28 protein-coding genes are annotated in these 22,400 nt (G+C 60.7%); 12 read left to right on the forward strand and 16 right to left on the reverse strand.

Features of this window, described 5'->3' with window-relative positions:
- A partial coding sequence (locus WBB95_RS21635) for a DNA glycosylase AlkZ-like family protein (RefSeq protein ID WP_424489428.1) occupies positions 1–638 on the reverse strand: 638 nt, incomplete at its 3' end.
- 45 nt (positions 639–683) lie between these two features.
- Complete coding sequence (locus tag WBB95_RS21640) at positions 684–890, reverse strand: DUF1127 domain-containing protein (RefSeq protein WP_424489429.1); 207 nt, start codon at positions 888–890, stop codon at positions 684–686.
- Between the two features lie 70 nt (positions 891–960).
- Here WBB95_RS21640 and WBB95_RS21645 point away from each other — a divergent pair, with 70 nt between their 5' ends.
- A complete protein-coding gene (locus WBB95_RS21645) occupies positions 961–1,842 on the forward strand; it encodes a LysR family transcriptional regulator (RefSeq protein WP_424489430.1) in 882 nt (293 codons plus the stop codon).
- Here WBB95_RS21645 and WBB95_RS21650 read toward each other — a convergent pair.
- Positions 1,832–2,581 (reverse strand): sulfite exporter TauE/SafE family protein, encoded by a 750-nt coding sequence (locus WBB95_RS21650; RefSeq protein WP_424489431.1) that lies wholly within the window; start codon positions 2,579–2,581, stop codon positions 1,832–1,834. The genes WBB95_RS21645 and WBB95_RS21650 overlap by 11 nt on opposite strands.
- Positions 2,582–2,689: 108 nt before the next feature.
- On the opposite strand from WBB95_RS21650, the gene WBB95_RS21655 reads away from it, so the two are divergent.
- The 4 genes from WBB95_RS21655 (at position 2,690) to WBB95_RS21670 (ending at position 5,902) form a co-directional block, all read left to right on the forward strand.
- A complete protein-coding gene (locus WBB95_RS21655; protein ID WP_424489432.1) occupies positions 2,690–3,640 on the forward strand; it encodes a LysR family transcriptional regulator in 951 nt (316 codons plus the stop codon).
- Between the two features lie 80 nt (positions 3,641–3,720).
- Positions 3,721–4,173 (forward strand): MarR family winged helix-turn-helix transcriptional regulator, encoded by a 453-nt coding sequence (locus tag WBB95_RS21660; protein ID WP_424489433.1) that lies wholly within the window; start codon positions 3,721–3,723, stop codon positions 4,171–4,173.
- Positions 4,174–4,436: 263 nt separating this feature from the next.
- A complete protein-coding gene (locus tag WBB95_RS21665; RefSeq protein WP_424489434.1) occupies positions 4,437–4,856 on the forward strand; it encodes an organic hydroperoxide resistance protein in 420 nt (139 codons plus the stop codon).
- A 29-nt stretch (positions 4,857–4,885) separates the two neighbouring features.
- Positions 4,886–5,902: an alpha/beta hydrolase gene (locus tag WBB95_RS21670; protein WP_424489435.1), complete on the forward strand. Its 1,017-nt coding sequence runs from the start codon at positions 4,886–4,888 to the stop codon at positions 5,900–5,902.
- Positions 5,903–5,967: 65 nt separating this feature from the next.
- Here WBB95_RS21670 and WBB95_RS21675 read toward each other — a convergent pair whose 3' ends face one another.
- Both WBB95_RS21675 and earP read right to left on the reverse strand, forming a co-directional pair.
- A complete protein-coding gene (locus WBB95_RS21675; protein ID WP_058414667.1) occupies positions 5,968–6,540 on the reverse strand; it encodes an elongation factor P in 573 nt (190 codons plus the stop codon).
- 49 nt (positions 6,541–6,589) lie between these two features.
- Positions 6,590–7,723, reverse strand: a complete 1,134-nt coding sequence (earP, locus tag WBB95_RS21680; RefSeq protein ID WP_424489436.1) for an elongation factor P maturation arginine rhamnosyltransferase EarP — start codon at positions 7,721–7,723, stop codon at positions 6,590–6,592.
- Positions 7,724–7,951: 228 nt separating this feature from the next.
- Between earP and WBB95_RS21685 the strand changes: the two genes are divergently transcribed.
- Entirely contained in the window at positions 7,952–8,311 is a 360-nt protein-coding gene (locus tag WBB95_RS21685; RefSeq protein WP_424489437.1) for a hypothetical protein, read from the forward strand.
- A gap of 5 nt (positions 8,312–8,316) precedes the next feature.
- The gene (locus WBB95_RS21690; protein WP_424489438.1) at positions 8,317–8,799 is read left to right on the forward strand and encodes a GreA/GreB family elongation factor; all 483 of its coding nucleotides are present in this window, start codon (positions 8,317–8,319) and stop codon (positions 8,797–8,799) included.
- 5 nt (positions 8,800–8,804) lie between these two features.
- On the opposite strand, the gene cysB is transcribed toward WBB95_RS21690, so the two are convergent.
- From cysB to WBB95_RS21715, 5 genes are all read right to left on the reverse strand, one after another.
- Positions 8,805–9,779, reverse strand: a complete 975-nt coding sequence (cysB, locus tag WBB95_RS21695; protein ID WP_017849520.1) for an HTH-type transcriptional regulator CysB — start codon at positions 9,777–9,779, stop codon at positions 8,805–8,807.
- 103 nt (positions 9,780–9,882) lie between these two features.
- Entirely contained in the window at positions 9,883–10,383 is a 501-nt protein-coding gene (locus WBB95_RS21700; protein WP_424489439.1) for a universal stress protein, read from the reverse strand.
- A 70-nt stretch (positions 10,384–10,453) separates the two neighbouring features.
- On the reverse strand, positions 10,454–11,371 hold the full coding sequence (locus tag WBB95_RS21705) for a 5'-nucleotidase (RefSeq protein ID WP_424489440.1): 918 nt from the start codon (positions 11,369–11,371) through the stop codon (positions 10,454–10,456).
- Positions 11,372–11,385: 14 nt separating this feature from the next.
- Positions 11,386–12,348 (reverse strand): putative 2-dehydropantoate 2-reductase, encoded by a 963-nt coding sequence (locus WBB95_RS21710; RefSeq protein WP_424489441.1) that lies wholly within the window; start codon positions 12,346–12,348, stop codon positions 11,386–11,388.
- The gene (locus WBB95_RS21715) at positions 12,345–12,731 is read right to left on the reverse strand and encodes a thioredoxin (RefSeq protein WP_424489442.1); all 387 of its coding nucleotides are present in this window, start codon (positions 12,729–12,731) and stop codon (positions 12,345–12,347) included. The genes WBB95_RS21710 and WBB95_RS21715 overlap by 4 nt, the downstream gene beginning before the upstream one ends.
- Between WBB95_RS21715 and WBB95_RS21720 the strand changes: the two genes are divergently transcribed.
- Both WBB95_RS21720 and WBB95_RS21725 read left to right on the forward strand, forming a co-directional pair.
- Entirely contained in the window at positions 12,730–13,164 is a 435-nt protein-coding gene (locus WBB95_RS21720; protein ID WP_424489443.1) for a PilZ domain-containing protein, read from the forward strand. The genes WBB95_RS21715 and WBB95_RS21720 overlap by 2 nt on opposite strands.
- Positions 13,165–13,294: 130 nt before the next feature.
- Positions 13,295–14,371 carry a 3-deoxy-7-phosphoheptulonate synthase gene (locus tag WBB95_RS21725; protein WP_071487789.1) on the forward strand — a complete coding sequence of 359 codons (1,077 nt, stop codon included), beginning with the start codon at positions 13,295–13,297 and terminating at the stop codon, positions 14,369–14,371.
- Between the two features lie 82 nt (positions 14,372–14,453).
- On the opposite strand, the gene WBB95_RS21730 is transcribed toward WBB95_RS21725, so the two are convergent.
- Entirely contained in the window at positions 14,454–14,735 is a 282-nt protein-coding gene (locus WBB95_RS21730) for a GNAT family N-acetyltransferase (protein WP_003233387.1), read from the reverse strand.
- A 612-nt stretch (positions 14,736–15,347) separates the two neighbouring features.
- Here WBB95_RS21730 and oprI point away from each other — a divergent pair.
- The gene (oprI, locus tag WBB95_RS21735) at positions 15,348–15,599 is read left to right on the forward strand and encodes an outer membrane lipoprotei OprI (protein ID WP_003172710.1); all 252 of its coding nucleotides are present in this window, start codon (positions 15,348–15,350) and stop codon (positions 15,597–15,599) included.
- Positions 15,600–15,734: 135 nt separating this feature from the next.
- Here the strand turns inward: oprI and WBB95_RS21740 are convergent, their stop codons facing one another.
- The 3 genes from WBB95_RS21740 to WBB95_RS21750 form a co-directional block, all read right to left on the reverse strand.
- Positions 15,735–16,706: a L,D-transpeptidase family protein gene (locus tag WBB95_RS21740; protein ID WP_424489444.1), complete on the reverse strand. Its 972-nt coding sequence runs from the start codon at positions 16,704–16,706 to the stop codon at positions 15,735–15,737.
- An 83-nt stretch (positions 16,707–16,789) separates the two neighbouring features.
- The gene (locus WBB95_RS21745; RefSeq protein ID WP_003189866.1) at positions 16,790–17,083 is read right to left on the reverse strand and encodes a hypothetical protein; all 294 of its coding nucleotides are present in this window, start codon (positions 17,081–17,083) and stop codon (positions 16,790–16,792) included.
- A gap of 58 nt (positions 17,084–17,141) precedes the next feature.
- Complete coding sequence (locus tag WBB95_RS21750) at positions 17,142–17,747, reverse strand: arylesterase (protein WP_424489445.1); 606 nt, start codon at positions 17,745–17,747, stop codon at positions 17,142–17,144.
- 10 nt (positions 17,748–17,757) lie between these two features.
- Between WBB95_RS21750 and WBB95_RS21755 the strand changes: the two genes are divergently transcribed.
- Both WBB95_RS21755 and WBB95_RS21760 read left to right on the forward strand, forming a co-directional pair.
- Complete coding sequence (locus WBB95_RS21755) at positions 17,758–18,441, forward strand: ABC transporter ATP-binding protein (protein WP_016972350.1); 684 nt, start codon at positions 17,758–17,760, stop codon at positions 18,439–18,441.
- Positions 18,441–20,951 (forward strand): ABC transporter permease, encoded by a 2,511-nt coding sequence (locus WBB95_RS21760; protein WP_424489446.1) that lies wholly within the window; start codon positions 18,441–18,443, stop codon positions 20,949–20,951. Before WBB95_RS21755 ends, WBB95_RS21760 begins: the two co-directional genes overlap by 1 nt.
- A 44-nt stretch (positions 20,952–20,995) precedes the next feature.
- On the opposite strand, the gene greB is transcribed toward WBB95_RS21760, so the two are convergent.
- Together greB and WBB95_RS21770 are read right to left on the reverse strand one after the other, a co-directional pair.
- Positions 20,996–21,469: a transcription elongation factor GreB gene (greB, locus tag WBB95_RS21765; protein ID WP_424489447.1), complete on the reverse strand. Its 474-nt coding sequence runs from the start codon at positions 21,467–21,469 to the stop codon at positions 20,996–20,998.
- Between the two features lie 125 nt (positions 21,470–21,594).
- Positions 21,595–22,400: hypothetical protein (locus tag WBB95_RS21770; RefSeq protein WP_424489448.1), on the reverse strand; the 806-nt coding region annotated here is incomplete at its 5' end.

The raw sequence follows: 22,400 nt of genomic DNA on the forward strand, positions 1-22,400 counted from the left end.
TCTTCGGTCAATGAGGTGTATTGAAGGATTTCGCCGGGAATGACCCGCTCAGGCAAATCATAAAGACGCTCGAACCCGCGCCGACCGGCCACGGTGACCAGGCCAGCGGCAAACAGCCACTCCAGCGCGTGCTTTTCATCACTCCAGTCCCACCAGGGGCCAGCGCGTTCCTCACGAGTGGACAGGCTGCCCGCACCCAGCGCGCCTTGCCGCTCCACGGTCTGCAATACGCGCTGAATCGTGGCCTGCTGCTCGCGACCAAATCGCGCCATCTGCGAATAAATCCCCTGTCCCTGCTTTGCCCTTTCCATGCGCCAACGCATCAACGGGTACAACGCCATCGGCAATAACGACGCCTCATGCCCCCAATATTCAAACAGCGAACGCCGCCGGCCCTGGCTCCAGGCTGCTTGTTCAAGGAGCAACGGGGAGTAATTGCCCAGGCGGGAAAACAGCGGCAGGTAATGGGAGCGCACCACGGCATTGACCGAATCGATCTGCAGCACGCCCAAGCGATCAATCATGCGGTTCAGGTGTGCAGCCTTGACCAGGGCAGGCGGCTGGCGCCCGGAAAAGCCCTGGGCCGCCAGCGCCATGCGTCGTGCTTGCTTGAGTGAAAAAGACAGGTCGGCGGGCATGAGTCTCTCCGTGTGGGCTCGTCGACTACCCTACTGCATCCGGGATCATTTTCGCATCGGGTCTTGCCAGAAATGCAGGTGGCGCTCCTGTTCCACATCGCCCCGGTTGAGCCCGATATCCTTGAGTGCGTCATCGCTCAGACCCGCCAGCAAATGGCGCTCGTGATGCAATGTCTGCCAACGGGCAATCGTATGAAACAGCCCCGACAACGGGCGTTTCGCCATTAGCACATAACCTTTCTGACCTTTCATCTTCTCGCCCTCCAGTGGGGATGACGAAAGTGTGTACTTCGCTCTATGATCAATCCAACGAATGTTTCTTATGCAACACATCTCCGAGATTGATCAATTGTCCAGCTACCCGAGCATCGATACCGAAGTGCTGCGCACCTTCGTCGCCATCGCCGACCAAGGCGGTTTTACCCGTGCGGGCGAAGTGGTCAACCGCACCCAATCGGCGGTGAGCATGCAGATGAAGCGTCTTGAAGAAGACGTGCTGCAACGCAAGCTGTTCGAGCGCGACGGCCGACAGGTTCGCCTCACGCCCGAGGGCCAGGTGCTGCTCGGTTATGCGCGGCGCATCCTGAAACTGCACAGCGAGGTGTTCAATACCTTGCGCGAGCCGCACATGGTCGGGTTGGTGCGCATCGGCACGCCGGATGATTACGTGATGCGTTTTTTGCCGGGGATTCTCAAACAGTTTTCCAAGGCGTACCCGCTGATCCAGATCGAGATGCACTGCGAAGCGTCAACGGTACTGATGCAGCGCCGGGACTTGGCGCTGACGGTGATCAGCCGCGAGCCTGGCAATGATATCGGTGAACCGTTGCGCACCGAGCGCATGGTGTGGGCGGCGGCGCCCTGCTTTTGCGTGGACGAGCACGATGCCCTGCCCCTGGCGGTTTCCGGCACAGACTGTCTTTATAACCAATGGGCGCTGACGGCCCTGGATTCGGTGGAGCGCAATTATCGCCTGGCCTACCACAGCTCCACCGGGGCTGCGATCCAGGCGGTGGTGAGCGCCGGACTGGCAGTAATGGTCAGCATGGAAAGCCTGGTGACGAGTGACCTGCGCGTACTCGGCAGCGACGAAGGCTTCCCCACCTTGCCGTCGATGAACCTGCGCCTGCTGCGCAACCCACAGTTGAACTCGCCCATCACCGAATGCCTGGCCGATTACATCCTCGAAGGCTTCAAACTTTAAAGGTCAGCATCACCGCGCAGATCGCCAGAAAGCCGCAAAACAGCCCGCGTAACACGCGCTCCGGCAATGCGTGGGCGACTTTTACACCCCAACTGATACTCAGCAAGCCGCCGACGGCCAAGGGCACGCCGATCATCCAGTCAACTTCGTGGTGCCAGGCGTAAGTCACCAGGGTCACGCTGGTACTGGGCAATGCCAGGGCCAGAGACAGCCCTTGTGCAACCACTTGAGTCGTGCCGAACAGACTGGTCAGCACCGGCGTGGCAACCACCGCGCCACCGACGCCGAACAAGCCGCCCATCGACCCGGAAGCCGCACCGAGCACCCCGAGCCACGGCCATGAGTAACGCATCTCGGCGGTCGGCGGCGCATTGCGCGTGAACATGCGCAGCAGGTTGTAAGCCGACAGCGTCAGCAGGAACGCGATAAAGCCCAGGCGCATCGCACCGGCGTCGAGGCCCACCGCCCAGATCGAGCCGAGCCAGGCAAAGCTGAAGCCCATGACGCCCAACGGCAACGCATGGCGCAGCTCGATGCGGTTGCGTTGGTGGTAACGCCAGAGCGCGAGCATTACGTTGGGCACCACCATCACCAGGGCCGTACCTTGGGCGAGTTGCTGATCCAGGCCGAACAACACGCCGAGCACCGGGATCGCAATCAGCCCGCCTCCAATGCCAAACAGACCGCCCACCGTGCCGAGGGCGACGCCCAACACCAGGTACATCGCTAGATCCACCACCGCTCATCACTCCACAATCCCAGGCCTTGCATGCTACGCAGTCGGCTCTGGCGCGCAAAGGCACAGCAACGCACAATGGCTGTGCCCATCTCGCATAAGCAGCTGCTCATGAACCCGAATACCCTGACCGATCAACTCGGCCTGTTTCTCGATGTCTTGGAGACGGGCAGTTTTTCCGCCGCCGCCCGCCGCCATCCACTGACACCCTCAGCGGTGAGCCGGCGTATCGACAGCCTGGAAAGCTCGGTGGGCAGTCGCCTGTTCCAGCGCAGCACGCACGCGGTGGTGCCGACCCCGGCGGGCTTGGCGTTTGCCGAGCGGGCACGGCGTATCGTCAACGAGCTGCAACTGGCGCGGGCCGAAGCGGTGTCCCTCAGCCATGCCCCCGAAGGTTTGATACGCGTGGATGCACCGGCGGCGTTCGGGCGGCGGCATCTGGCCCCCGTGATTGCCGACTTTCTGAATGCATACCCCGGGCTGGACGTACACCTGCATCTGATCGACAGCTTTGTCGACATGCAGGGCGCGCACCTGGGCAAGGTCGACCTGGTGCTGCGCGCCGGGCATATCGTCGACAGCCGGCTGATCGCCACGCCTCTGGCCAGTATTGTGCGCGTCGCCTGTGCCAGCCCTGCCTACCTGAAAAACCGTGGCACGCCGACCCACCCTCGCGAACTCAACGAGCACGATGGCCTGGACTGGGAAGGCCTCGCCCCGATGTTCGCGTGGCGCTTCGAACAGGATGGACGCCGCGCCACGCATCGCCCTCAACGCATCCGCCTGAGCGCCAACAACGCTGAAGCGCTGCTCTCCGGCGCCCTCGCCGGGCTGGGCATTGCGCACCTGCCCACCTGGCTCGCCAGCGAATACCTGGTGCGTGGCGAACTGGTGCCCTTGTTTTGCGAGGACGGCCTGCCCAGCCCGGAAACCAGTGGAATCTATGCCCTGCGCCTCGAACAACAGGCGAATGCGCGCAGCCGCCTGCTGCTGGAATACCTCAAATCCCGTTTCAGCCCCGTGCCGCCCTGGGATCTGGCCCTGCAAAGCGGCTTGGTCTGACCCGGCGGACAGAATTATCTGGCGCATTAAAGATTTGCCCGCTAGATTCCAGCCCAGACACGCTTTTTTAAGGCACCGCCATGAGCAAACACCCAGACCCGTGCGAATCCCTGATGCTGGATAACCAGCTGTGTTTCGCCCTGCATTCCACCTCGCTGCTGATGACCAAGGTCTACAAGCCACTGCTGCAGGCCCTCGGCCTGACCTACCCGCAGTACCTCGCCATGATGGTGCTGTGGGAAGAAGATGGTTTGACCGTCGGAGAAATCAGCAGCCGCCTGCTGACCGACCCGGGCTCCCTCACCCCATTGCTCAAGCGCCTGGAAGTCGAAGGCCTGCTCAGCCGCACCCGCAGCCGTGAAGATGAGCGGGTGGTGGTAGTCGAACTCACTAACGCCGGCCGCGCCTTGCAAGAGCAGGCCATGGGTATTCCGCATTGCATCCTCGGCGCCAGCGGCCTGGAACTGGACCAATTGCGCAAGCTGCAGGCCGATTTGATTGCCTTGCGGGGCAACCTGCAGGCCAGCCTCTGACACGGTAGACCCAGCACCGACATCACACTTGTGGGAGCTGGCTCGCCTGCGAAAGCGGTACATCAGTCATGAAACCATTGACTGACACACCGCTTTCGCAGGCAAGCCAGCTCCCACAATTGTTTCTGCGGCGACCTCAATATTTCTACAGCCAAAATATTTTGTAAATTTATCTTGCGCACTAAACATTGGCGCTATACATTCGCCTCACCAACTACTTAGCGCGCAAGTATTTAGCGCTAACATACCAAGAGGAAAACACCATGCAAACTCTCTATACCGCAGTAGCCACCGCCACCGGCGGCCGTGATGGTCGTGCTGTTTCCAGCGACAACATCCTCGACGTCAAACTTTCCACGCCAAAAGAACTCGGCGGTGCCGGTGGCCAAGCCACCAACCCGGAGCAACTGTTTGCTGCCGGCTACTCGGCCTGCTTTATCGGCGCGCTGAAATTCGTCGCCAGCCAGACCCAACGCAAAATCCCGGATGACGCTTCGATCACCGCCCACGTCGGCATCGGTCAAATCCCTGGCGGTTTCGGCTTGGACATCGACCTGCACATCAGCCTGCCAGGCCTGGCTCAGGACGAGGCACAAAGCCTGGTCGATGCCGCCCACCAGGTGTGCCCGTACTCCAACGCCACCCGTGGCAACGTTGACGTGCGCCTGCACGTAACCGTCTAACCCCACCGCCGCCGTCACTGGAGAAGAACATGAACACAGTTGCCAAAGCGCTCACCGGTACCCTGCTTGCCCTGTCCATCACCCACGCCTTCGCTGCTGATGGCGGTGTCGAGCACACCACCCAGGCCTTTCTGGATGTACTGAACGCCGGCACCGGCAAACCGATGGAACAGCTGACGCCAAAGGAAGCCCGTGCTGTGTTGACCGGAGCCCAGGCTGGCGTGAAGTTGACCTTGCCAAAGGCTGATGTCAGCCAGAAGACTATTCAGGTCGACGGCCAGCCGCTGGACCTGACCATCGTGCGTCCCGCCGGGGTCAAAGGCACCTTGCCCGTGTTCATGTTTTTCCACGGTGGCGGCTGGGTACTCGGGGATTACCCGACCCACGAACGCCTGGTACGGGACTTGGTGGTGGGTTCAGGGGCGGTGGCGGTGTTCGTCAACTACACGCCTTCGCCGGAAGCGCATTACCCGGTGGCAATCAACCAGGCCTACGGCGCAACCCAGTGGGTGGCTGAGCACGGCAACGAAATCAATGTCGACGGCAAGCGCCTGGCGGTTGCGGGCAACAGTGTTGGCGGCAATATGGCGGCCGTGGTCAGCCTGATGGCCAAGGACAAGGGCACACCGGCCATCAAGTTCCAACTGCTGTTGTGGCCGGTGACGGACGCCAACTTTGATACCGCGTCTTACAACCAATTCGCCGAAGGGCACTTCCTCACCCGCAACATGATGAAGTGGTTCTGGGACAACTACACCCCGGACGCCAACCAGCGCGCCGAGATCTACGCCTCGCCGCTGCGGGCGACCACCGCGCAACTCAAGGGCTTGCCCCCTGCGCTGGTGCAGACCGCGGGTTCCGATGTACTGCGTGACGAAGGCGAAGCTTATGCCCGCAAGCTGGATGCTGCCGGTGTACCTGTCACCGCCGTGCGCTACAACGGCATGATCCACGACTACGGTTTGCTCAACGTGGTCAGCCAGGTCCCGGAGGTGCGTTCGGCCCTGCTGCAAGCGTCCGATGAGCTCAAGCAACACCTCAAGTAAAAAGCAACGCGCACAAAAAAGCCCGACGTGAAAGTCGGGCTTTTGTCGTACCGGTGGCGCAAGAATTACTTCTTGGCGCGACCTTTGTACGAACCGCCTTCGCGGGTGTCGATCTCGATCATGTCGCCGATTTCGATGAAATCTGCAACTTGCAGCTCGGTACCATTCTTCAGTTTGGCAGGCTTCATCACCTTGCCCGAAGTGTCGCCGCGAGCGGAACCTTCGGTGTAGTCAACCTGACGCACGATGGTGGTCGGCAGCTCTACGGAAACCAGGCGCTCTTCAAAGAAGATAGCTTCGCAGACGTCTTCCATGCCTTCTTCGATGAACGGCAGAACGGCTTCGATATCTTCAGCGTTCAGCTCGTACATGGTGTAGTCGGAGGTGTCCATGAACGTGTAGGTGTCGCCGCTGATGAAGGACAGGGTCGCTTCTTTGCGGTCGAGGATCACGTCGTCCAGTTTGTCATCGGCGCTGTAGACGATCTCGGTCTTGTAACCGGTCAGCAGGTTCTTCAGCTTGGTCTTCATGATTGCGCTGTTACGACCAGACTTGGTGAACTCAGCTTTCTGAACCAGCCAAGGGTCGTTTTCGAGACGGATCACTGTACCGGGTTTCAGTTCTTTACCAGTTTTCATTGCATATATCCGAAATTTGGATGGGATTTACAAAAATCAAGGTGGCGTATCATATCCAACTTTCATAAAACTGTACCAGCGCCGTCGCAAGATCGGCCTGCAAGCCCTGTTCCAGACACCACGTCTGCGCGTGCTGGCTGACCTCCGGCCAGTGTTCCAGAAGCATTTTCCACGGCTGAACCATATCGCCCTCCGTGTTCCAGGCTTGCCAGAGTGCGATCACTGCGGCCCTTGCAGCCGGGGATAAGGCTGCGGTGTACAACTCCAGAAACGCATCGAGCTTGTCCAAGTGGATGTCTTCGTCCTGGCGATAGATGTGCCACAGCAGCGGACGTCCGGCCCATTGGGCGCGCACGAACGAGTCTTCGCCCCGTACGGCGTTGAAGTCACAACACCAGAGCAGGCGGTCGTATTGTTCCTGGCGCACGAACGGCAACACCTGCACAGTCAGGGCATCGCGCTGATGCACATCGCCCACGCGCAGCCGTTCTGTACCGAGCCAGCGCTGCACGTCGCCGAGGATGCGCCCTTCCGGCACCAACAGATGAGTGGCGTGCCCGTCCGTCGCCAACACGTCCAGCCAACGGGCGAGCCCGGCATTTTCATAGGCAAACAACGACATCAACCGCGCGCCGTCTGCCGGAAATACCCCCAACGCTTGCAGGAATTGTTGCTGAGCGGCGCGGTCCAGCTGAAATGCCTGACGCTGCTCCAGTAACCCGCCTTCGCGTAAAAGCCCACCCGTCCCCGGCCGAAAGCCAGGAAAAAAGAAGTACTTCTGCACGCCCTTGAACTTCACCGATGGCAAGCGATGGCAGCCCACTACCCACTCTTCGGCACTGAGGTAATCCAGGTTCATCCACAGCGGCGTGTGCTCGCGCGCGGCCATGGCTTCCATATAGTCGGGCGGTAATTGGCACGCGAACGCGGCGATCACCACGTCGGCGGACTCAGTGCCAGGCCATTCGGCCGGCCAATGACGAACTTCAACGCCCTCTTGCCATTGCGGGTCCCGCTGCACATCCACCTCGGGGCACATGCGCTCGAAAGCCCGCAGGTCATCGACCCACAAACGCACTTCACACGCGTGCTCCACCACCAATTGCCGGGCCAGGCGCCAGGTCACGCCGATGTCGCCGTAGTTGTCGACGACGCTGCAAAAAATATCCCAGCGGGCTTTCATTCCGGGCTCCAACGCTCAAAGGCTCGATTGTCCGCATAAATGCGTCGATGCAGAAGGCTTGATCGCGATTATTCTGCACAGTGGCTGTGCGACAATCGCCAACAACATCCCCGTAGCAGCTGTCGAGCCCCGGCGAGGCTGCGTCAGCGGTGCGTCAGGTGTACCGCTGACGCAGCCTCACCAGGGCTCGACAGCTGCTACGTTGCTCATCATCAAGGAGGCAGTCCTATGCCGGTATCGACGCCCAAGCTGATTTTCGCCATCGCCCTTGGCCTGTGGCTGGGCTTTATCGCCATTGTGCTGACTGCCTGGCTGGCGTCGCGCTACCTGTTCCCGCAAAGCCTGGCCCCGGTCGCGCAGGCGGTCCAGCAACTGGGCAAGCCGCCCACCGTGGCGCCAGAGCCGCCAAACCGTATGTTCGAGCAATACCAACAGAACCTGCAAAAGCAGGAACAACAGCAATCCCTGGATCAGGCCCGCAACAATGCGCGCAACCTGTCCAACCCCAAATGCCAGTTCTGGCTGCAACAGGACCAGAACGCGCCCAACGAAAAAACCCGGGCAAATGTCCTGCAATTCTGCGATTGATGACCATGAATAAACACGCCGTCCACGCACTGATCCTGGAAAAGCTCAGCGTTGACCTCGACATCGCCCAGCGCGCTGCACAGACCGCCTACGAAACCGCGACCCACGAAGAAAACATCGCGGAAAACAAATACGACACGCTGGGTCTAGAGGCTTCTTATCTGGCGGCCGGGCAAGCCAAGCGCGTCGAGGAAATCAAGCAGGCGCTGACGCTGTGCCAGACCCTGCAGCTTCGGGCCTACGACGATCAGCGGGGCATTGAGGTGGGTGCGCTACTGGGTCTGGAAGACCAGAACGGTCGCGAACAGTGGCTGTTTCTGGCGCCGGATGCAGCCGGATTGAAGATCGATGTGGTGGGGCAACCGGTGACCGTCATCACCCCACGCTCGCCCTTGGGCAAAAGCCTGTTGGGCAAGTTTGAAGGTGATGAGGTGGAGATTCTGGTGGCGGGCGCCCGGCAACACTTCACGGTTACCGAGGCCAGGTAACCCACTCAGTGGACGGGCAGTTCCACGCCGTCGAACAGCTCTTCCAGTTCCTGCTTGTTGTGGCACTGGATCGCCTTGGCCATGACTTCGCGGGTCAGGTGCGGCGCAAATTTCTCGATGAAGTCGCACATGAAACCGCGCAGGAACGTGCCGCGACGGAAACCGATCTTGGTCACGCTGGACTCGAACAGCTCGCTGGCGTCGAGCACTACCAGGTCTTTGTCGAGCTGGGTGTCGACGGCCATCTTGGCCACGATGCCCACGCCCAGGCCCAGGCGCACATAGGTTTTGATCACGTCGGCGTCGGCGGCGGTGAATACCACTTTTGGCGTGAGGCCGCGATGACTGAAGGCTTCGTCGAGCTTGGAACGGCCGGTAAAACCGAACACGTAGGTCACGATCGGGTATTCAGCCAAGGCTTCCAGGGTCAACTTCGGCAGCTTGGCCAGCGGGTGGCCCTGGGGCACGACCACGCAACGGTTCCAGCGGTAGCACGGCATCATCACCAGGTCGCCGAACAGTTCCAGGGCTTCGGTGGCGATGGCGAAATCGACGGTGCCATCAGCGGCCATCTCGGCGATCTGCATCGGCGAACCCTGGTGCATGTGCAGGGCCACATCCGGGTATTGCTTGATGAAATCGCGAATCACCGGCGGCAACGCATAACGGGCCTGGGTGTGGGTGGTGGCGATCGACAGGGTGCCCTTCTTCTCGTTGGAGAATTCCTGGGCGATCTGCTTGATGCTTTCGACCTTGCGCAGGATCTCACCAGCGGTGGTGATGATGCGCTCGCCGGCCGGCGTGACGCGGGTCAGGTGCTTGCCGCTGCGTGCGAACACTTCGACGCCCAGCTCATCTTCGAGCAGGCGGATCTGCTTGCTGATACCGGGTTGCGAGGTGTAAAGGCTTTGAGCGGTAGCGGAAACGTTGAGGTCGTGGTGCGCCACTTCCCAGATGTAGCGCAGTTGTTGAAGCTTCATATGTGTCCCTCAAAGCAGATAGACGCCACGGGTATCAGCGACGGTATATAACTATATTAAAGGTTAGATGGATAAATCTAGAACTTTTTATCGTTTTTACCGATCAACTATCATCACTGCGGCGACGCTGCAGCGACGGCACCATGTAAACCGGCACTGTTGCCAGTTGCAGCACCCGCGCCGCCGTACGCCCAAGCGGCGTAGCAGCCGCCGTCGCATGGCTGTGACTACCTACGATCAACAGGTCGACGGAAAGTTTTCGCAGTTGGTCGAGAATCACCTCGCACGGGTCCCCCTGAATCACCCGCACCGAGCGAATCAACTGCAGGTCTTGCTCCCCTTCCCCCAACTCCTCGCGAAAACTGTCCAGCACGCGCTGCTCGATCGTGGCCATTACCGTGGTCAGCCCCTGGCTTTGCCACTCGTTCAAGGCCTTCTCATCAAGGTAGCTCTGCAACACCGATTCGGCGAACAGGCCGATCGGCTCCACCACGTGAATCACATACAGATCCGCCTTGAACGTTCGGGCCAGCGCCAGCGCATGTTGCATGACATAGGGCGCATACAGACCGAGGTCTGTGGCGTACAGCATCGAACGAATCATAGAACCTCCTGGAAGGCCAGGATGGCGGAGATTGAATGAGCTTAGCAGCGCCTTGGCGACTTCGGCTGACTTAGCGCTCGGTCAGAATTTTCAATTCATTACTGATGCCATGGGGCACATGCCCGGTGGCGACCACCTCCCTGGCTTTCTCGCAATGACCGGCCTGGTCATCGAAAAACACATCGGCGGCAAAGGCCTCCAGAAACGCGGACTTGTCCAGGCCACCAAGAAACAGCGACTCGTCGAGGCGGATGTCCCATTCGCGCAAGGTACGAATCACGCGCTCGTGCGACGGCGCCGAGCGCGCGGTCACCAGCGCGGTACGGATCGGGCAGGCCTCGTCGGCGAACTCACGCTGCAATAAATTAAGCGCCGCCAGGAAGCCTTTGAACGGGCCGCCGTGTAAAGGCTCGCGCGCCGATTCCCGCTCGCTGGCTTGAAAGGCCGCCAGCCCGGCCGACTGATAAACCCGCTCCGACTCGTCGGAAAACAGCACCGCATCACCATCGAAGGCAATCCTCAACTCTTCGCTCGACGCCCGACGCGCCCCGCCCGACAAGATCGTCGCCGCCGCAAAGCCGGCGTCCAATGCACTGCGCACGTCGTCAGCGTGGGTCGACAGAAACAAGTGGCAACCAAACGCCGCCAAATAAGGATAGGGACTACGCCCGCCCACGAACGCGGCGCGGGAAATGTCCAGGCCGTAATGCTGGATCGAATTGAACACGCGCAAGCCGGTGTCGGCGCTGTTGCGTGACACCAGCACCACTTCAACCCGGGCACGGCCCAGGCTGGCGTTGAGGCTCAGGAGCTTCTTGACCAGCGGAAAGGCATCGCCGGGTTCGAGGGTTTCTTCCTCGTGTTCGATCTGGTACTTACGGTACGCCTCGACCCCTTCGGCCAGGTAGACCTTGTGGCTCTCGCTCAAGTCGAACAATGCCCGCGAGGAGATCGCCAGCACCAGTTTGTCGCCCAATCCCGTCGCCATGGTGTTCCTCCAAATCAGCGGTTGTGCCGATCAATAAAGCTCAAGGCCTGGTATAGCGCCTGCATGCGTGGCAATTCGCAACCGGCAGCCTTGGCGGCGGCCAGTGGCCGGGCGTAGATCGCCGCCAGTTCCAGCGGGCGTTTGTGCACATGGTCGTGGTACATGCTGGGCAGGTAGTCGTCCATGGTTTCGGTCATGGCGAACATTTGCCCGGCGTAGCTTGCAGGAATTTCATGGCCGCAGGCATGGGCGCCCTTTACCACTTCGGCCATTAAAGCCTGGATCAGTTCGCGGCTCGATTCATCGGCCATCATCGCGGTGGTGCCGGTGCCCAGCAACACGGAGAGGCCGTTGTACGGCACGTTCCAGACCAATTTGTGCCAGCGCGCCTGATGCACATTGGCCATGGCCTGGGAGTCGATACCGGCCTTGTGAAACAGCGCGGCGCCCTCTTCGACAATGGCTTTCTGGCGGGCTTGATCGTCAGCCGCCGTGCCACTGTGATAACCCAGGTTGACCCGGCCAAGGGCCTGATGCTCGACCACACCTGGGCTTGAGCGGTGCACGCCGATGTAGCACAGGCCCCCGAGCAGGTGCAGCGAGGCCGGCAGGTGTTCGCGCAGGCTGTCTTCGACGTCGAGGCCATTTTGCAGCAGCACCACCTTGGCATCCGGCGCGGCGACTTGGGCGATGGTCGGGGCAAGGTCCAGATTGCCCGTGGACTTGGTGCCCACCAGCAACCAGTCGCACGCCGGCATGTCGGCGGCGCGGGCATAGGCTTGCACCGGGTGCAGGTGCAATTTGCCATGCAGCGTACTGTTGAGGTGCAGGCCATGCTCGCTGACCGCGGCGTATTCACTGCGCAACAAAAAGTGCACGTCGAACCCGGCACGCGCCAGCATCACGCCATAAAACCCGCCGATGGCGCCGGTGCCGATGATGCCAATGCGTGGCGACTGGGGTGTAACTGCGGTCATGGCAAATCCTCTGGTGTGCGCGTAAGTGCTTGATTCACAGCGTCGGTCAGGTCGGCAAGCGTCAGGCGTGCCTGTAGTTGCCCGAGGAATTGACCCTCGCACACCACGAACAGCGCGGGCAAATGAAAGATCCCGTATCGCTCGACCGCGCCGCCGTTGTGCCCGGCATCGACCCAGCACACGCGGTCCACCGGCAAACGCCAACCCGGCAGTTGCTGGCGCGCCCATCGGCAACTGGAACAGCCTACGCTGGTAAAGACGACGAGCGAAATACCTGGCAATCCCAGCAATTGCTGGTCAATATCCAGGTCGGTCAATTCCAGTTCCTTCACTATACTGCTGCCACCGCCGTCAACTGGACGGTGCTCGGAGTCCGTGTACATGGGTCGTTTTTTACCTCACCCTGATGATGTCGCTGTCGAGTTAATCCAACGTCCCGCTCCTGCCATTCCCCGCCAACGCCTGCACACTATCGGCCTGGGCGGCGTCGCCTGCAATTGCCCGCGTGCCTGGCGCCAGGGCACAGCCGTTGATTTGCGCATCCCGTCGCTGGGCGCCAGCGCCCGCTACCCGGGCTATGTAGCCTGGTGCCGCAAGGTGGAAAACGGCTATCGCATCGGCATCTCGTTTACCGATGAACACGCCTTGTTTGGCGCACGCATGGGTGAGCAAGTGTGCCAGATAGAACGCTACTGCCGCTTGCACGAAGACGCCGAGCCAACACCTGCGCAACTTGAAAGCCTGGCCCGCGAGTGGGTCTCGCGCCACGCCGGTGAGTTCTCCCGCGAGACGTTTGTGCAGCCTGTGCTGGATTAAACCGGGCTTTGCCCATTGTCGCGGGCCCGTGTTACGCGCTAAGGTTCCTCCCCCCTGTATTCAAATCATGCTGTGCCCGCCGCACGGGGATGGCTGGCGGCCGGCACCCGTGACCCTGGCGAGTAACACGATGGCTGATTTACCGATCAACGACCTTAACGTCGAATCCAACGAGACCCTGATCACACCCGATCAGCTCAAACGCGAAATCCCCCTGAGCGACGCTGCCCTGCAGACCGTCACCAAGGGCCGCGAAGTCATCCGTGAGATTCTCGACGGCACCGACCACCGCCTCTTCGTAGTGATCGGTCCTTGCTCGATCCACGACCTCAAGGCTGCCCACGAATACGCCGAGCGCCTCAAGGTGCTGGCGGCGGAAGTGTCCGACACCTTGTACCTGGTGATGCGCGTCTATTTCGAGAAGCCGCGTACCACCGTCGGCTGGAAAGGCTTGATCAACGACCCGTACCTGGACGACTCGTTCAAGATCCAGGACGGTTTGCACATCGGTCGTCAGTTGCTGCTCGACCTGGCCGAAATGGGCCTGCCCACTGCCACCGAAGCCCTCGACCCGATCTCCCCGCAGTACCTGCAGGACCTGATCAGCTGGTCGGCCATTGGCGCGCGCACCACCGAATCCCAAACTCACCGTGAAATGGCGTCCGGCCTGTCCTCGGCCGTGGGCTTCAAGAACGGCACCGATGGCGGCCTGACCGTGGCGATCAACGCGCTGCAATCGGTCTCCAGCCCGCACCGTTTCCTGGGTATCAACCAGGAAGGTGGCGTGTCCATCGTCACCACCAAGGGCAACGCCTACGGTCACGTGGTATTGCGCGGCGGCAACGGTAAGCCCAACTATGATTCGGTCAGCGTTGCACTGTGCGAACAGGCGCTGAACAAGGCCAAGATCAAGCCGAACATCATGGTCGACTGCAGCCACGCCAACTCCAACAAGGACCCGGCCCTGCAGCCGCTGGTGATGGAAAACGTCGCCAATCAGATCCTCGAAGGCAATCAGTCGATCATCGGCCTGATGGTCGAGAGCCATTTGAACTGGGGCTGCCAGGCGATTCCAAAGGATTTGGCCGACTTGCAGTACGGCGTGTCGATCACCGATGCGTGCATCGACTGGTCCGCCACCGAGACCACCTTGCGCAGCATGCATGCCAAGCTCAAGGACGTATTGCCGAAACGCAAACGCACCTGAACCTGCACCTGTATCTGAATCTGAATCGCGTACACAAAAACGCCGGGCTAAGCCCGGCGTTTTTCATGCGGCTGTTTAAGTTTTACAGCTTCGCGGCATGGCGCTGGTGACGCTCCATGTAGCGCTCTACGTAAGAGCACGAAGGGATCACCGTGTAGCCCGACTCTTCGGCGAACTTCAACGCCTCTTCGGTCAGCGCGGCAGCAATGCCACGGCCCCGCAGCGCATTGGGCACGAAGGTTCGATAGATATCCAGGGTCTGCTTCCCGAGGTCCATGTAGGTCAGATAGGCACGATGACCGTCCACATTGGTCTCGAACTGATGACCTGCCTGGTCATGGTGGATGGACAACGCCTCGCTCATCACTACTCCTCGCGGGTCTTGAATTTCGACCCCTACCTTACCGATGTTTTTCCGGCGAAGGAACATCTACGCCACCCCGTGCCGGTTTCGACAACGAGAAAACCTATAGCGCTCACAACCAGCACGTAGGGAATAGTAAGCACCAAAGCTGCAATAGCTCAAGGCGCACTCGTCATCCCCTGTCGCTGGCGGTTACAGAAAGGGCTTCGATCAACCTGCGATCGATAGCCTGAACATTGCCGGCAGTTGAAGCTTGAGACGAACTGCCGCTCTTAAAGTCACCTCTACATGCGCAAAAGATGCTGTGAGCAGTAAAGGCAAGCGTTACCAAAGTGTCATCGTCGATATATAAAATTTCACCTGTTGGGCAAGCTCGACACATGCCGGCCGGACCTTTCAGCTTGGATCCAGTTCCCTGCAAAATGAAAAATTCTGGATGCTTTTTATACAAACCTCCAAAAGATTAGCCAAAATAGAATCGGTGCAAGAATTTTTTTTGCTTCTTGCGCTACGTCAGTTTACTTACTACAAGTAATGAGTAGTATGTACGCCGGCTATCAGCTCACTCTGAGAAAGTAGCCATTTAATAGAAAGTCCTTGAAGGGGAACACGATGAACAACGTTCTGAAATTCTCTGCTCTGGCTCTGGCCGCAGTTCTGGCTACCGGTTGCAGCAGCGTCTCCAAAGAAACCGAAGCTCGTCTGACTGCAACTGAAGACGCAGCAGCTCGCTCCCAGGCTCGTGCAGACGAAGCCTACCGTAAAGCTGATGAAGCGCTGGCTGCTGCTCAAAAAGCACAACAGACTGCTGACGAAGCTAACGAGCGCGCTCTGCGCATGCTTGAAAAAGCAAGCCGCAAGTAATAATCCCTCGGGGTTGTTATCAAGCCGATCCATTCTTGGGTCGGCTTTTTTATTGCCCGCGATTCGCCCCCCAAGGCCTGGGCAATAAAAAGCCCGCCGCAGCGCATGGCCAGGGCGGGCTTTTGATCGAGGCGCTTACTGCTGCAGGTCGACCGGCGTGCTGGAGGCTACCGGTGCGTTGCCGCCCGGCACACCGATTTCAGTCGGTAAACCATCTTCCGCTGCCACTACGTCACGTACCTGATCCCAGTTCACCCGCAGGTTATTGGCCAGGTCTTCACGCTTGAGCAGGGCATTGATCACTGCAGTGTGCTTGTCGACCACCGACGGGGTGCCATCGTCATTGAGCGGCGTATGCGCTTCCAGGTAAACCTTGCCACCGCTGCTGCCGAACTTGTAGGCGTCGCTGATGATGCGTACCGAGGTGCCCACCGGCACCATGTCGGCCATTTCCAGCACATTGTTGTTGAACATGCGGAAACAACCGTGGCTTGTACGCGTGCCGATACCAAATTTCATGTTGGAACCGTGGATCAAGTAGCCCGGCGTGCCCAGGGTGAACTTGAAGGGCCCCAATGGGTTGTCCGGGCCAGCGGGCACCACGTTGGGCAGCGGGTCGCCGTTGGCGGCGTGCTCAGCTTTGATTGAGGCGGGTGGCGTCCAGGTCGGGTTGGGGATCTTGCCGGTGATGGTGGTGTGCGCAACTGGCGAACCCCAGCCTTCACGGCCAATGCCCAACGGGAACGTGTACACCACGTTCTGGCCCTTCGGGTAGTAGTAGAGCCGGTATTCCGCCAGGTTGATCACGATGCCTTCGCGCGGGCCGGGCGGAAGGATAAACCGCGTCGGCAGCACAATCTCGGTGCCCGCGCCGGGCAACCAGGCATCGACGCCAGGGTTCGCCGCGACCATTTCCGAATAGCCCAGGTCGTACGTGGTGCCCAGGTCGGCAAACGTATCTTCGTACTTGGCCTTGATCACCTGGACCTGACCGACGATGTCCTCACCTGGCGGTGGCAAGGGCAACTGCAAGGCTGACGCCGAACCGGCTGCGCAGACGGCAGCGAGAGACAGGCAGCAGGTAACGACGGAAAGGCGCGACAACATCCGGAAAATCCTTCGCAGAACGACGGGTAGGAAAAAACTGATTGTATACGTGAAGCGCCCCGCAAGCATCCACCGGCCCGCGTTTACAGCTCGAAGCGCAGCTCCGGCCAGATCGGCGGCGTGCCGCGCTTTTGCGATTCGAGAATCGCCCGGCACAAGGGGCAGAGTCGCTGGTCCTGGAAGATTGAGCGATTCACCGACGACCACCGTGGCTGCGCCGGCAATAAAGTGCCACACAGCGTGCGATCGATAGAGCCGCCCAACTCCAGTTGACGCGCAACCAGATGCACCCTGACTTCCTGGCAGGCGAACAGGTCCAACTGCTCGTCCGGCTCGATCAGTTGGTAGTTAAACAGGGACCAGGCAGGACGCGACATCGGGGGCTCCAGATCGGGGGGGCGCCACCTTAGCCGAAAGCCCGCTGCGAGAGAAGCTTCAAAGCAGCGGTTTTAGCGTTGGCCAGACATTTTCCAGCAACTTGCCCTGGGCACCGACCGCCGGGTGAAGTTGGTCGGCCTGCATCAGCTCCGGATGACCGCCGATACCCTCAAGGAAAAACGGCACCAACGGGATGTTTTTCTCTTCTGCCAACGCGCCATACACCTTGGCAAACGCGGTGGTGTAGCGCGGGCCATAATTGGGCGGCAACTGCATACCCAGCAGCAACACCTTGGCCCCACCCGCCTTGGACTGGTCAATCATCGACGCAAGATTTTGTTGCAATTGCGCCGGTGGCTGGCCGCGCAGGCCATCGTTGCCGCCCAACTCAAGGATCACCACGTCCGGCTTATGCTCTGCAAGCGCCGCCGGCAGCCGCGCGAGCCCCCCGGCACTGGTGTCGCCGCTGATGGACGCATTGACGACTTTATCGTCGAAACCTTCGCGCTTGAGGCGTTGCTCCAGCAAGGCGACCCACCCTTTGCTGGTATCCAGGCCGAAACCGGCACTGATACTATCGCCAACGATCAGGACTGTACCCGCCGCTGCGTTCTGGGCCATGCACATCAAGGCCAGGCCAGCACTCAAAAACCACATTCGCATCGGATTCTCCATGGGCGCAAGCATTCTCACCGCGCGGAACCTTAGCAAAGTGGTTCCCAGCGCGGAAGGTGAACTGACTATCCTGCACGAACTGAGCCTGGAACTGAACAAGGGCGATAGCCTGGCTATCGTCGGCAGCTCCGGTTCCGGCAAATCCACCCTCCTCGGCCTGCTGGCGGGCCTCGACCTGCCCAGCAGCGGCGAAGTCACCCTCGCCGGGCAAGCCTTGAGTACGCTCGACGAAGACCAGCGTGCGCGCATCCGCGCCGAACACGTGGGTTTTGTATTCCAGTCCTTCCAATTGCTCGACAGCCTCAATGCGCTGGAAAACGTCATGCTGCCGCTGGAGCTGGACGGCCGCAAGGACGCCCGCGAGCGCGCCAAACACCTGCTCGAGCGTGTCGGCCTCGGCCAGCGTCTCACCCACTCACCGCGCCAGCTTTCCGGTGGCGAGCAGCAACGCGTGGCGATTGCCCGCGCATTCGCCGCCGAACCGGACGTGCTGTTTGCCGACGAGCCCACCGGCAACCTCGACAGCCATACCGGCGAGCGCATCAGTGACCTGCTGTTTGAACTCAATAAAGAAAGCGGCACGACCCTGGTGCTGGTGACTCATGACGAGCGCCTGGCCCACCGTTGCCGACGCCTGATCCGCCTTGAAGCCGGCCTGATGGTCGCGCCCCTGGAGCCTTGATGGCACGTTTGCCGCTGTTGCGCCTGTTCAGCCTTGCCATGCGCCAATTGCTGCGCGATGCCCGCGCCGGTGAATTGCGCGTATTGTTCTTCGCCCTGCTGGTGGCCGTGGCCGCCAGCACTGCCATCGGCTACTTCGGCGCGCGCTTGAACGGCGCCATGCTGTTGCGAGCCACCGAGTTTCTCGGCGCCGACCTGGTGCTGGAAGGCAGCTCGCCTGCGCGCCCCGAACAAATCAAGTCCGGCACCGAACTGGGTCTGGATCACGCGCGCATCGTCGAGTTTTCCAGCGTCATCGCCACGGACAACGGTATTCAGCTGTCCAGCATCAAGGCGGTCAACGAGCAGTACCCGCTGCGTGGCGAGCTGAAAAGCGCGGCCGAGCCCTTCGGTACTGAAACCCCCGGAGGTGGCCCGAAACCTGGCGAAGCCTGGGTGGAAGCACGGCTGCTGACGGCGCTGGACCTGAAAGTCGGCGACAGCATCGATGTCGGCATGAAGACCCTGCGCCTGGCTCGCATACTGACCTATGAGCCCGACCGTGCCGGCAACTTCTACAGCCTAACGCCACGGGTGATGATCAACCTGGCAGACCTGGACGCGACCGGCGTGGTCCAGCCCGGCAGCCGGGTGAGCTACCGCGAACTGTGGCGCGCGCCCCAAGGCAGCACGGTGCTGCAAACCTATCGCGACCTGGTCAAGCCAGGCCTTGCCGCCAACCAGCGCTTGCAGGACTCGCGCGACGGCAACCAGCAAATCGGCGGTGCCTTGGGCAAGGCCGAGCGCTACTTGAACATGGCCAGCCTGGTGGCGGTGCTATTGGCCGGCGTGGCCGTGGCGCTGTCGGCCAACCGCTTTGCCAGCCGACGTTTCGACGCCAGTGCATTGCTGCGCTGCCTGGGCCTGTCACGACGCGAAACAATGTTGCTGTTCAGCCTGCAACTGAGCGTACTGGGCCTGCTGGCAAGCCTGACCGGCGCCCTGCTCGGCTGGCTGGCGCAATTTGGTCTGTTCTACTTCCTGCACGACCTGCTGCCGGCCGACGTGCCGCCCGGCGGGCTGCTGCCGGCAATTGCAGGTATCGGCACCGGGCTCGTCGCCCTCGCCGGCTTCGCCCTGCCCCCGCTGGCAGCGCTGGGCCGTGTGCCACCGTTGCGCGTACTACGTCGCGACATGCTGCCTATCCCCTCCAGCACCTGGATGGTCTACGGTGCCGCGCTGTTTGCCCTCGGCCTGATCATGTGGCGCTTGAGCCTCGACCTGGTCCTGACCTTCGCGTTACTCGGAGGCGGCGTGGTGGCGGCGTTGATACTCGGCGGTTTGCTCCTGCTGTTGCTGCAAAGCCTGCGACGCTTATTGGCGCGAGCCTCCCTGCCCTGGCGCCTGGGCTTGGGCCAATTGCTGCGGCACCCGTTGGCGGCGGCGGGTCAATCGTTGGCGTTCGGTTTGATCCTGTTGTCCATGGGACTGATCGCCCTGTTGCGCGGTGAATTGCTCGACACCTGGCAAAACCAGTTGCCCAAGGACGCACCCAACTATTTCGCCCTGAACATCCTGCCCGCCGACAAGGACGCGTTTGGCGCGCGCCTGCTGGACTTGCAGGCTCAAGCGGCGCCGCTGTATCCGGTGGTGCCGGGCCGCTTGATCAGCATCAACGGCGCCCCCGTGCAGGAGATCGTCAGCAAAGACTCCAGCGGCGACCGCGCCGTGCAGCGTGACTTGAGCCTGACCTGGGCCGCCGACCTGCCACCGGGTAACGTGCTGACCGCCGGTTCCTGGTGGTCACAGCAACCCACCAATGAGGTTCCTGGCGTTTCGGTGGAAGCCAAGGTGGCCGAAAGCTTGAAGCTCAAGCTCAATGACCACTTGGTGTTCACCGTCGGCGGGGAGAATCGTGAAGCAAGGGTCACCAGCCTGCGAACCATCAATTGGGACAACTTCCAGCCCAACTTCTTCATGATCTTCCAGCCGGGAACCTTGAAGGACCTGCCCGCGACCTACCTGACCAGCTTCTACCTGGCGCCTGGGCATGACCAGCAGATCGTCGACCTGTCCCGGGCCTTTCCGGCGGTCACCATCCTGCAGGTCGAGGCACTGCTGGAGCAGTTGCGCAGCATCCTCGCCCAGGTAACCCTGGCGGTGGAATACGTGCTGTTGTTCGTGCTGGCGGCGGGAATGGCCGTGCTGTTTTCAGGCTTGCAGGCCACCCTGGATGAACGCATTCGTCAGGGCGCGCTGCTACGTGCGCTGGGCGCCGAACGCAAATTGCTGGTCAAGGCCCGGCGCATTGAGTTTGGTTTGCTGGGCGCCGTCAGCGGCCTGCTGGCGGCACTGGGCACGGAATTGGTCACCTGGGTGCTGTACCGCTACGCGTTCGATCTGACCTGGCACCCACACCCGTGGCTGTTATTGCTGCCGGTGATTGGCGCTGTTCTCATCGGCGGCGCCGGTGTGTTCGGCACCCGCCGTGCGTTGAACGCCAGCCCGTTGACCGTATTGCGCGAAGGCTGAAACGCAGAAGGCCCGCACGCTTCACAGCGTGCGGGCCATCATGCCTACTTCACATATTCAATGGCGGTTATCCACCAGCACACCTCACCACCCGGGGTCTGCACGATCGCCTCATCGTCGACTTCCTTGCGCAACAGCGCACGCGCCATGGGCGAGTCGATGGAGATGTAATCCATCCGATCATAAATCTCGTCATATCCGACAATACGAAAACGCTTGGTCTCACCGCTCTCGTTTTCAATATCGACCCAGGCGCCGAAAAACACCTTGCCTTCCTGCTCGGGCATGTACTCCACCACACGCATATCTTCCAGGCGCTTGCGCAAGTAGCGCACTCGACGGTCGATCTCACGCAGCAGCTTCTTGTTGTACTGGTAATCGGCGTTTTCGCTGCGATCCCCCAAGGAAGCCGCCCAGGTCACCTTGCGCGTGGTGTCTGGACGCTTTTCCCGCCACAGGTAGTCCAGCTCCTTTTTCAGCGCTTCGTGACCCTCTTTGGTAATCAGCTTGGTACTCAAACGCTCGCATCCCCAGGCAATGTCCAATGGTGCCGATACGCTGCGCCATCATGCATTGGCGTCGGCAGGCTGGGGTTGATGATAAATGAACCCGGGAAAGTAGCCAGACCGGCGAGCACCTCTCTTTAAACCTGGCCATCCAATGCCTGATCCAGCTCCAGGAGCACGCCTCGCAAACGCTGGCGCATACCTGATAGATGCGACATCGCCAGTGTCACCTTCTCAGCCGCCTGGCCAGCCTCCAATTGCTGGCTCTGCAACTGTGCATCGCGCTGTTCCCACTCACGGCCCTTTTCCTCCAGTTCGCGTTGCGCCTGCTGCAGTCGAGCCTGCCACTGCTCAAGCATCTCCTCCCGTTCTAAAACCGCGCGTTTTTGCTGCGTCAGCTCTTGAGCGACTTTGGCAAGGTTAGCGAGCGTGCTGTCTACCTCCAGCAATGAAGCATGCTCCATCGGGGCAGGCGACTTCGTCGGCGCAGGCTCACTGCGTTCAACCTGAGCGGGCGGTGCAGTGACTTCAACTTGCTCCACCTTGGGCGCTGCGACCTTCGCCTCCAATGGCTCTGCATCGGCAGGCTCATGCTCAGACTGTTGGGCAGGCGGAGGTTGGTTCGTGGCTCGGGTCGGCGCAACCATCTGCGAGGAAAACCGAATGGACGGCACGATAAGCGCAGCACTTTCGATCGCCGGCAACGCGGGCGCGGTCATGCCCAGGGTAATCACTTTCATCACCAAGGCCTTCTTGATGATCACCGAGTGGTGATCCTCGGGCCTGGCAGGCGGCAACTTGCAGCCTTTCAAGTCGAGGAAGTGAAAGGGAACCGATGCCTCTACCACAGCCCCTGTCTTCGCGCCGGAAGCGGCCGCCGCCGTCAGTATTTGCTTAAAGACTTGCAGGGCCACTTGCAGGTCTTCCCTGGACTCCACACCGC

This window comes from Pseudomonas sp. (genome assembly GCF_049645325.1).
GTDB lineage: Bacteria > Pseudomonadota > Gammaproteobacteria > Pseudomonadales > Pseudomonadaceae > Aquipseudomonas.

Bases quoted from the DNA above. Each gene is read 5' to 3' on its own strand.
- WBB95_RS21760 (WP_424489446.1), top strand. From the start codon at position 18,441: ATGGCACGTTTGCCGCTGTTGCGCCTGTTCAGCCTTGCCATGCGCCAA.
- WBB95_RS21690 (WP_424489438.1), top strand. From the start codon at position 8,317: ATGAATAAACACGCCGTCCACGCACTGATCCTGGAAAAGCTCAGCGTT.
- cysB (WP_017849520.1), bottom strand. From the start codon at position 9,779: ATGAAGCTTCAACAACTGCGCTACATCTGGGAAGTGGCGCACCACGAC.
- WBB95_RS21725 (WP_071487789.1), top strand. From the start codon at position 13,295: ATGGCTGATTTACCGATCAACGACCTTAACGTCGAATCCAACGAGACC.
- WBB95_RS21645 (WP_424489430.1), top strand. From the start codon at position 961: ATGCAACACATCTCCGAGATTGATCAATTGTCCAGCTACCCGAGCATC.
- WBB95_RS21745 (WP_003189866.1), bottom strand. From the start codon at position 17,083: ATGTCGCGTCCTGCCTGGTCCCTGTTTAACTACCAACTGATCGAGCCG.
- WBB95_RS21665 (WP_424489434.1), top strand. From the start codon at position 4,437: ATGCAAACTCTCTATACCGCAGTAGCCACCGCCACCGGCGGCCGTGAT.
- WBB95_RS21710 (WP_424489441.1), bottom strand. From the start codon at position 12,348: ATGACCGCAGTTACACCCCAGTCGCCACGCATTGGCATCATCGGCACC.
- WBB95_RS21685 (WP_424489437.1), top strand. From the start codon at position 7,952: ATGCCGGTATCGACGCCCAAGCTGATTTTCGCCATCGCCCTTGGCCTG.
- WBB95_RS21720 (WP_424489443.1), top strand. From the start codon at position 12,730: ATGGGTCGTTTTTTACCTCACCCTGATGATGTCGCTGTCGAGTTAATC.
- WBB95_RS21755 (WP_016972350.1), top strand. From the start codon at position 17,758: ATGGGCGCAAGCATTCTCACCGCGCGGAACCTTAGCAAAGTGGTTCCC.
- WBB95_RS21730 (WP_003233387.1), bottom strand. From the start codon at position 14,735: ATGAGCGAGGCGTTGTCCATCCACCATGACCAGGCAGGTCATCAGTTC.
- WBB95_RS21675 (WP_058414667.1), bottom strand. From the start codon at position 6,540: ATGAAAACTGGTAAAGAACTGAAACCCGGTACAGTGATCCGTCTCGAA.
- WBB95_RS21670 (WP_424489435.1), top strand. From the start codon at position 4,886: ATGAACACAGTTGCCAAAGCGCTCACCGGTACCCTGCTTGCCCTGTCC.
- WBB95_RS21655 (WP_424489432.1), top strand. From the start codon at position 2,690: ATGAACCCGAATACCCTGACCGATCAACTCGGCCTGTTTCTCGATGTC.
- WBB95_RS21640 (WP_424489429.1), bottom strand. From the start codon at position 890: ATGAAAGGTCAGAAAGGTTATGTGCTAATGGCGAAACGCCCGTTGTCG.
- WBB95_RS21705 (WP_424489440.1), bottom strand. From the start codon at position 11,371: ATGGCGACGGGATTGGGCGACAAACTGGTGCTGGCGATCTCCTCGCGG.
- WBB95_RS21660 (WP_424489433.1), top strand. From the start codon at position 3,721: ATGAGCAAACACCCAGACCCGTGCGAATCCCTGATGCTGGATAACCAG.
- WBB95_RS21740 (WP_424489444.1), bottom strand. From the start codon at position 16,706: ATGTTGTCGCGCCTTTCCGTCGTTACCTGCTGCCTGTCTCTCGCTGCC.
- WBB95_RS21700 (WP_424489439.1), bottom strand. From the start codon at position 10,383: ATGATTCGTTCGATGCTGTACGCCACAGACCTCGGTCTGTATGCGCCC.
- WBB95_RS21750 (WP_424489445.1), bottom strand. From the start codon at position 17,747: ATGCGAATGTGGTTTTTGAGTGCTGGCCTGGCCTTGATGTGCATGGCC.
- earP (WP_424489436.1), bottom strand. From the start codon at position 7,723: ATGAAAGCCCGCTGGGATATTTTTTGCAGCGTCGTCGACAACTACGGC.
- WBB95_RS21715 (WP_424489442.1), bottom strand. From the start codon at position 12,731: ATGTACACGGACTCCGAGCACCGTCCAGTTGACGGCGGTGGCAGCAGT.
- oprI (WP_003172710.1), top strand. From the start codon at position 15,348: ATGAACAACGTTCTGAAATTCTCTGCTCTGGCTCTGGCCGCAGTTCTG.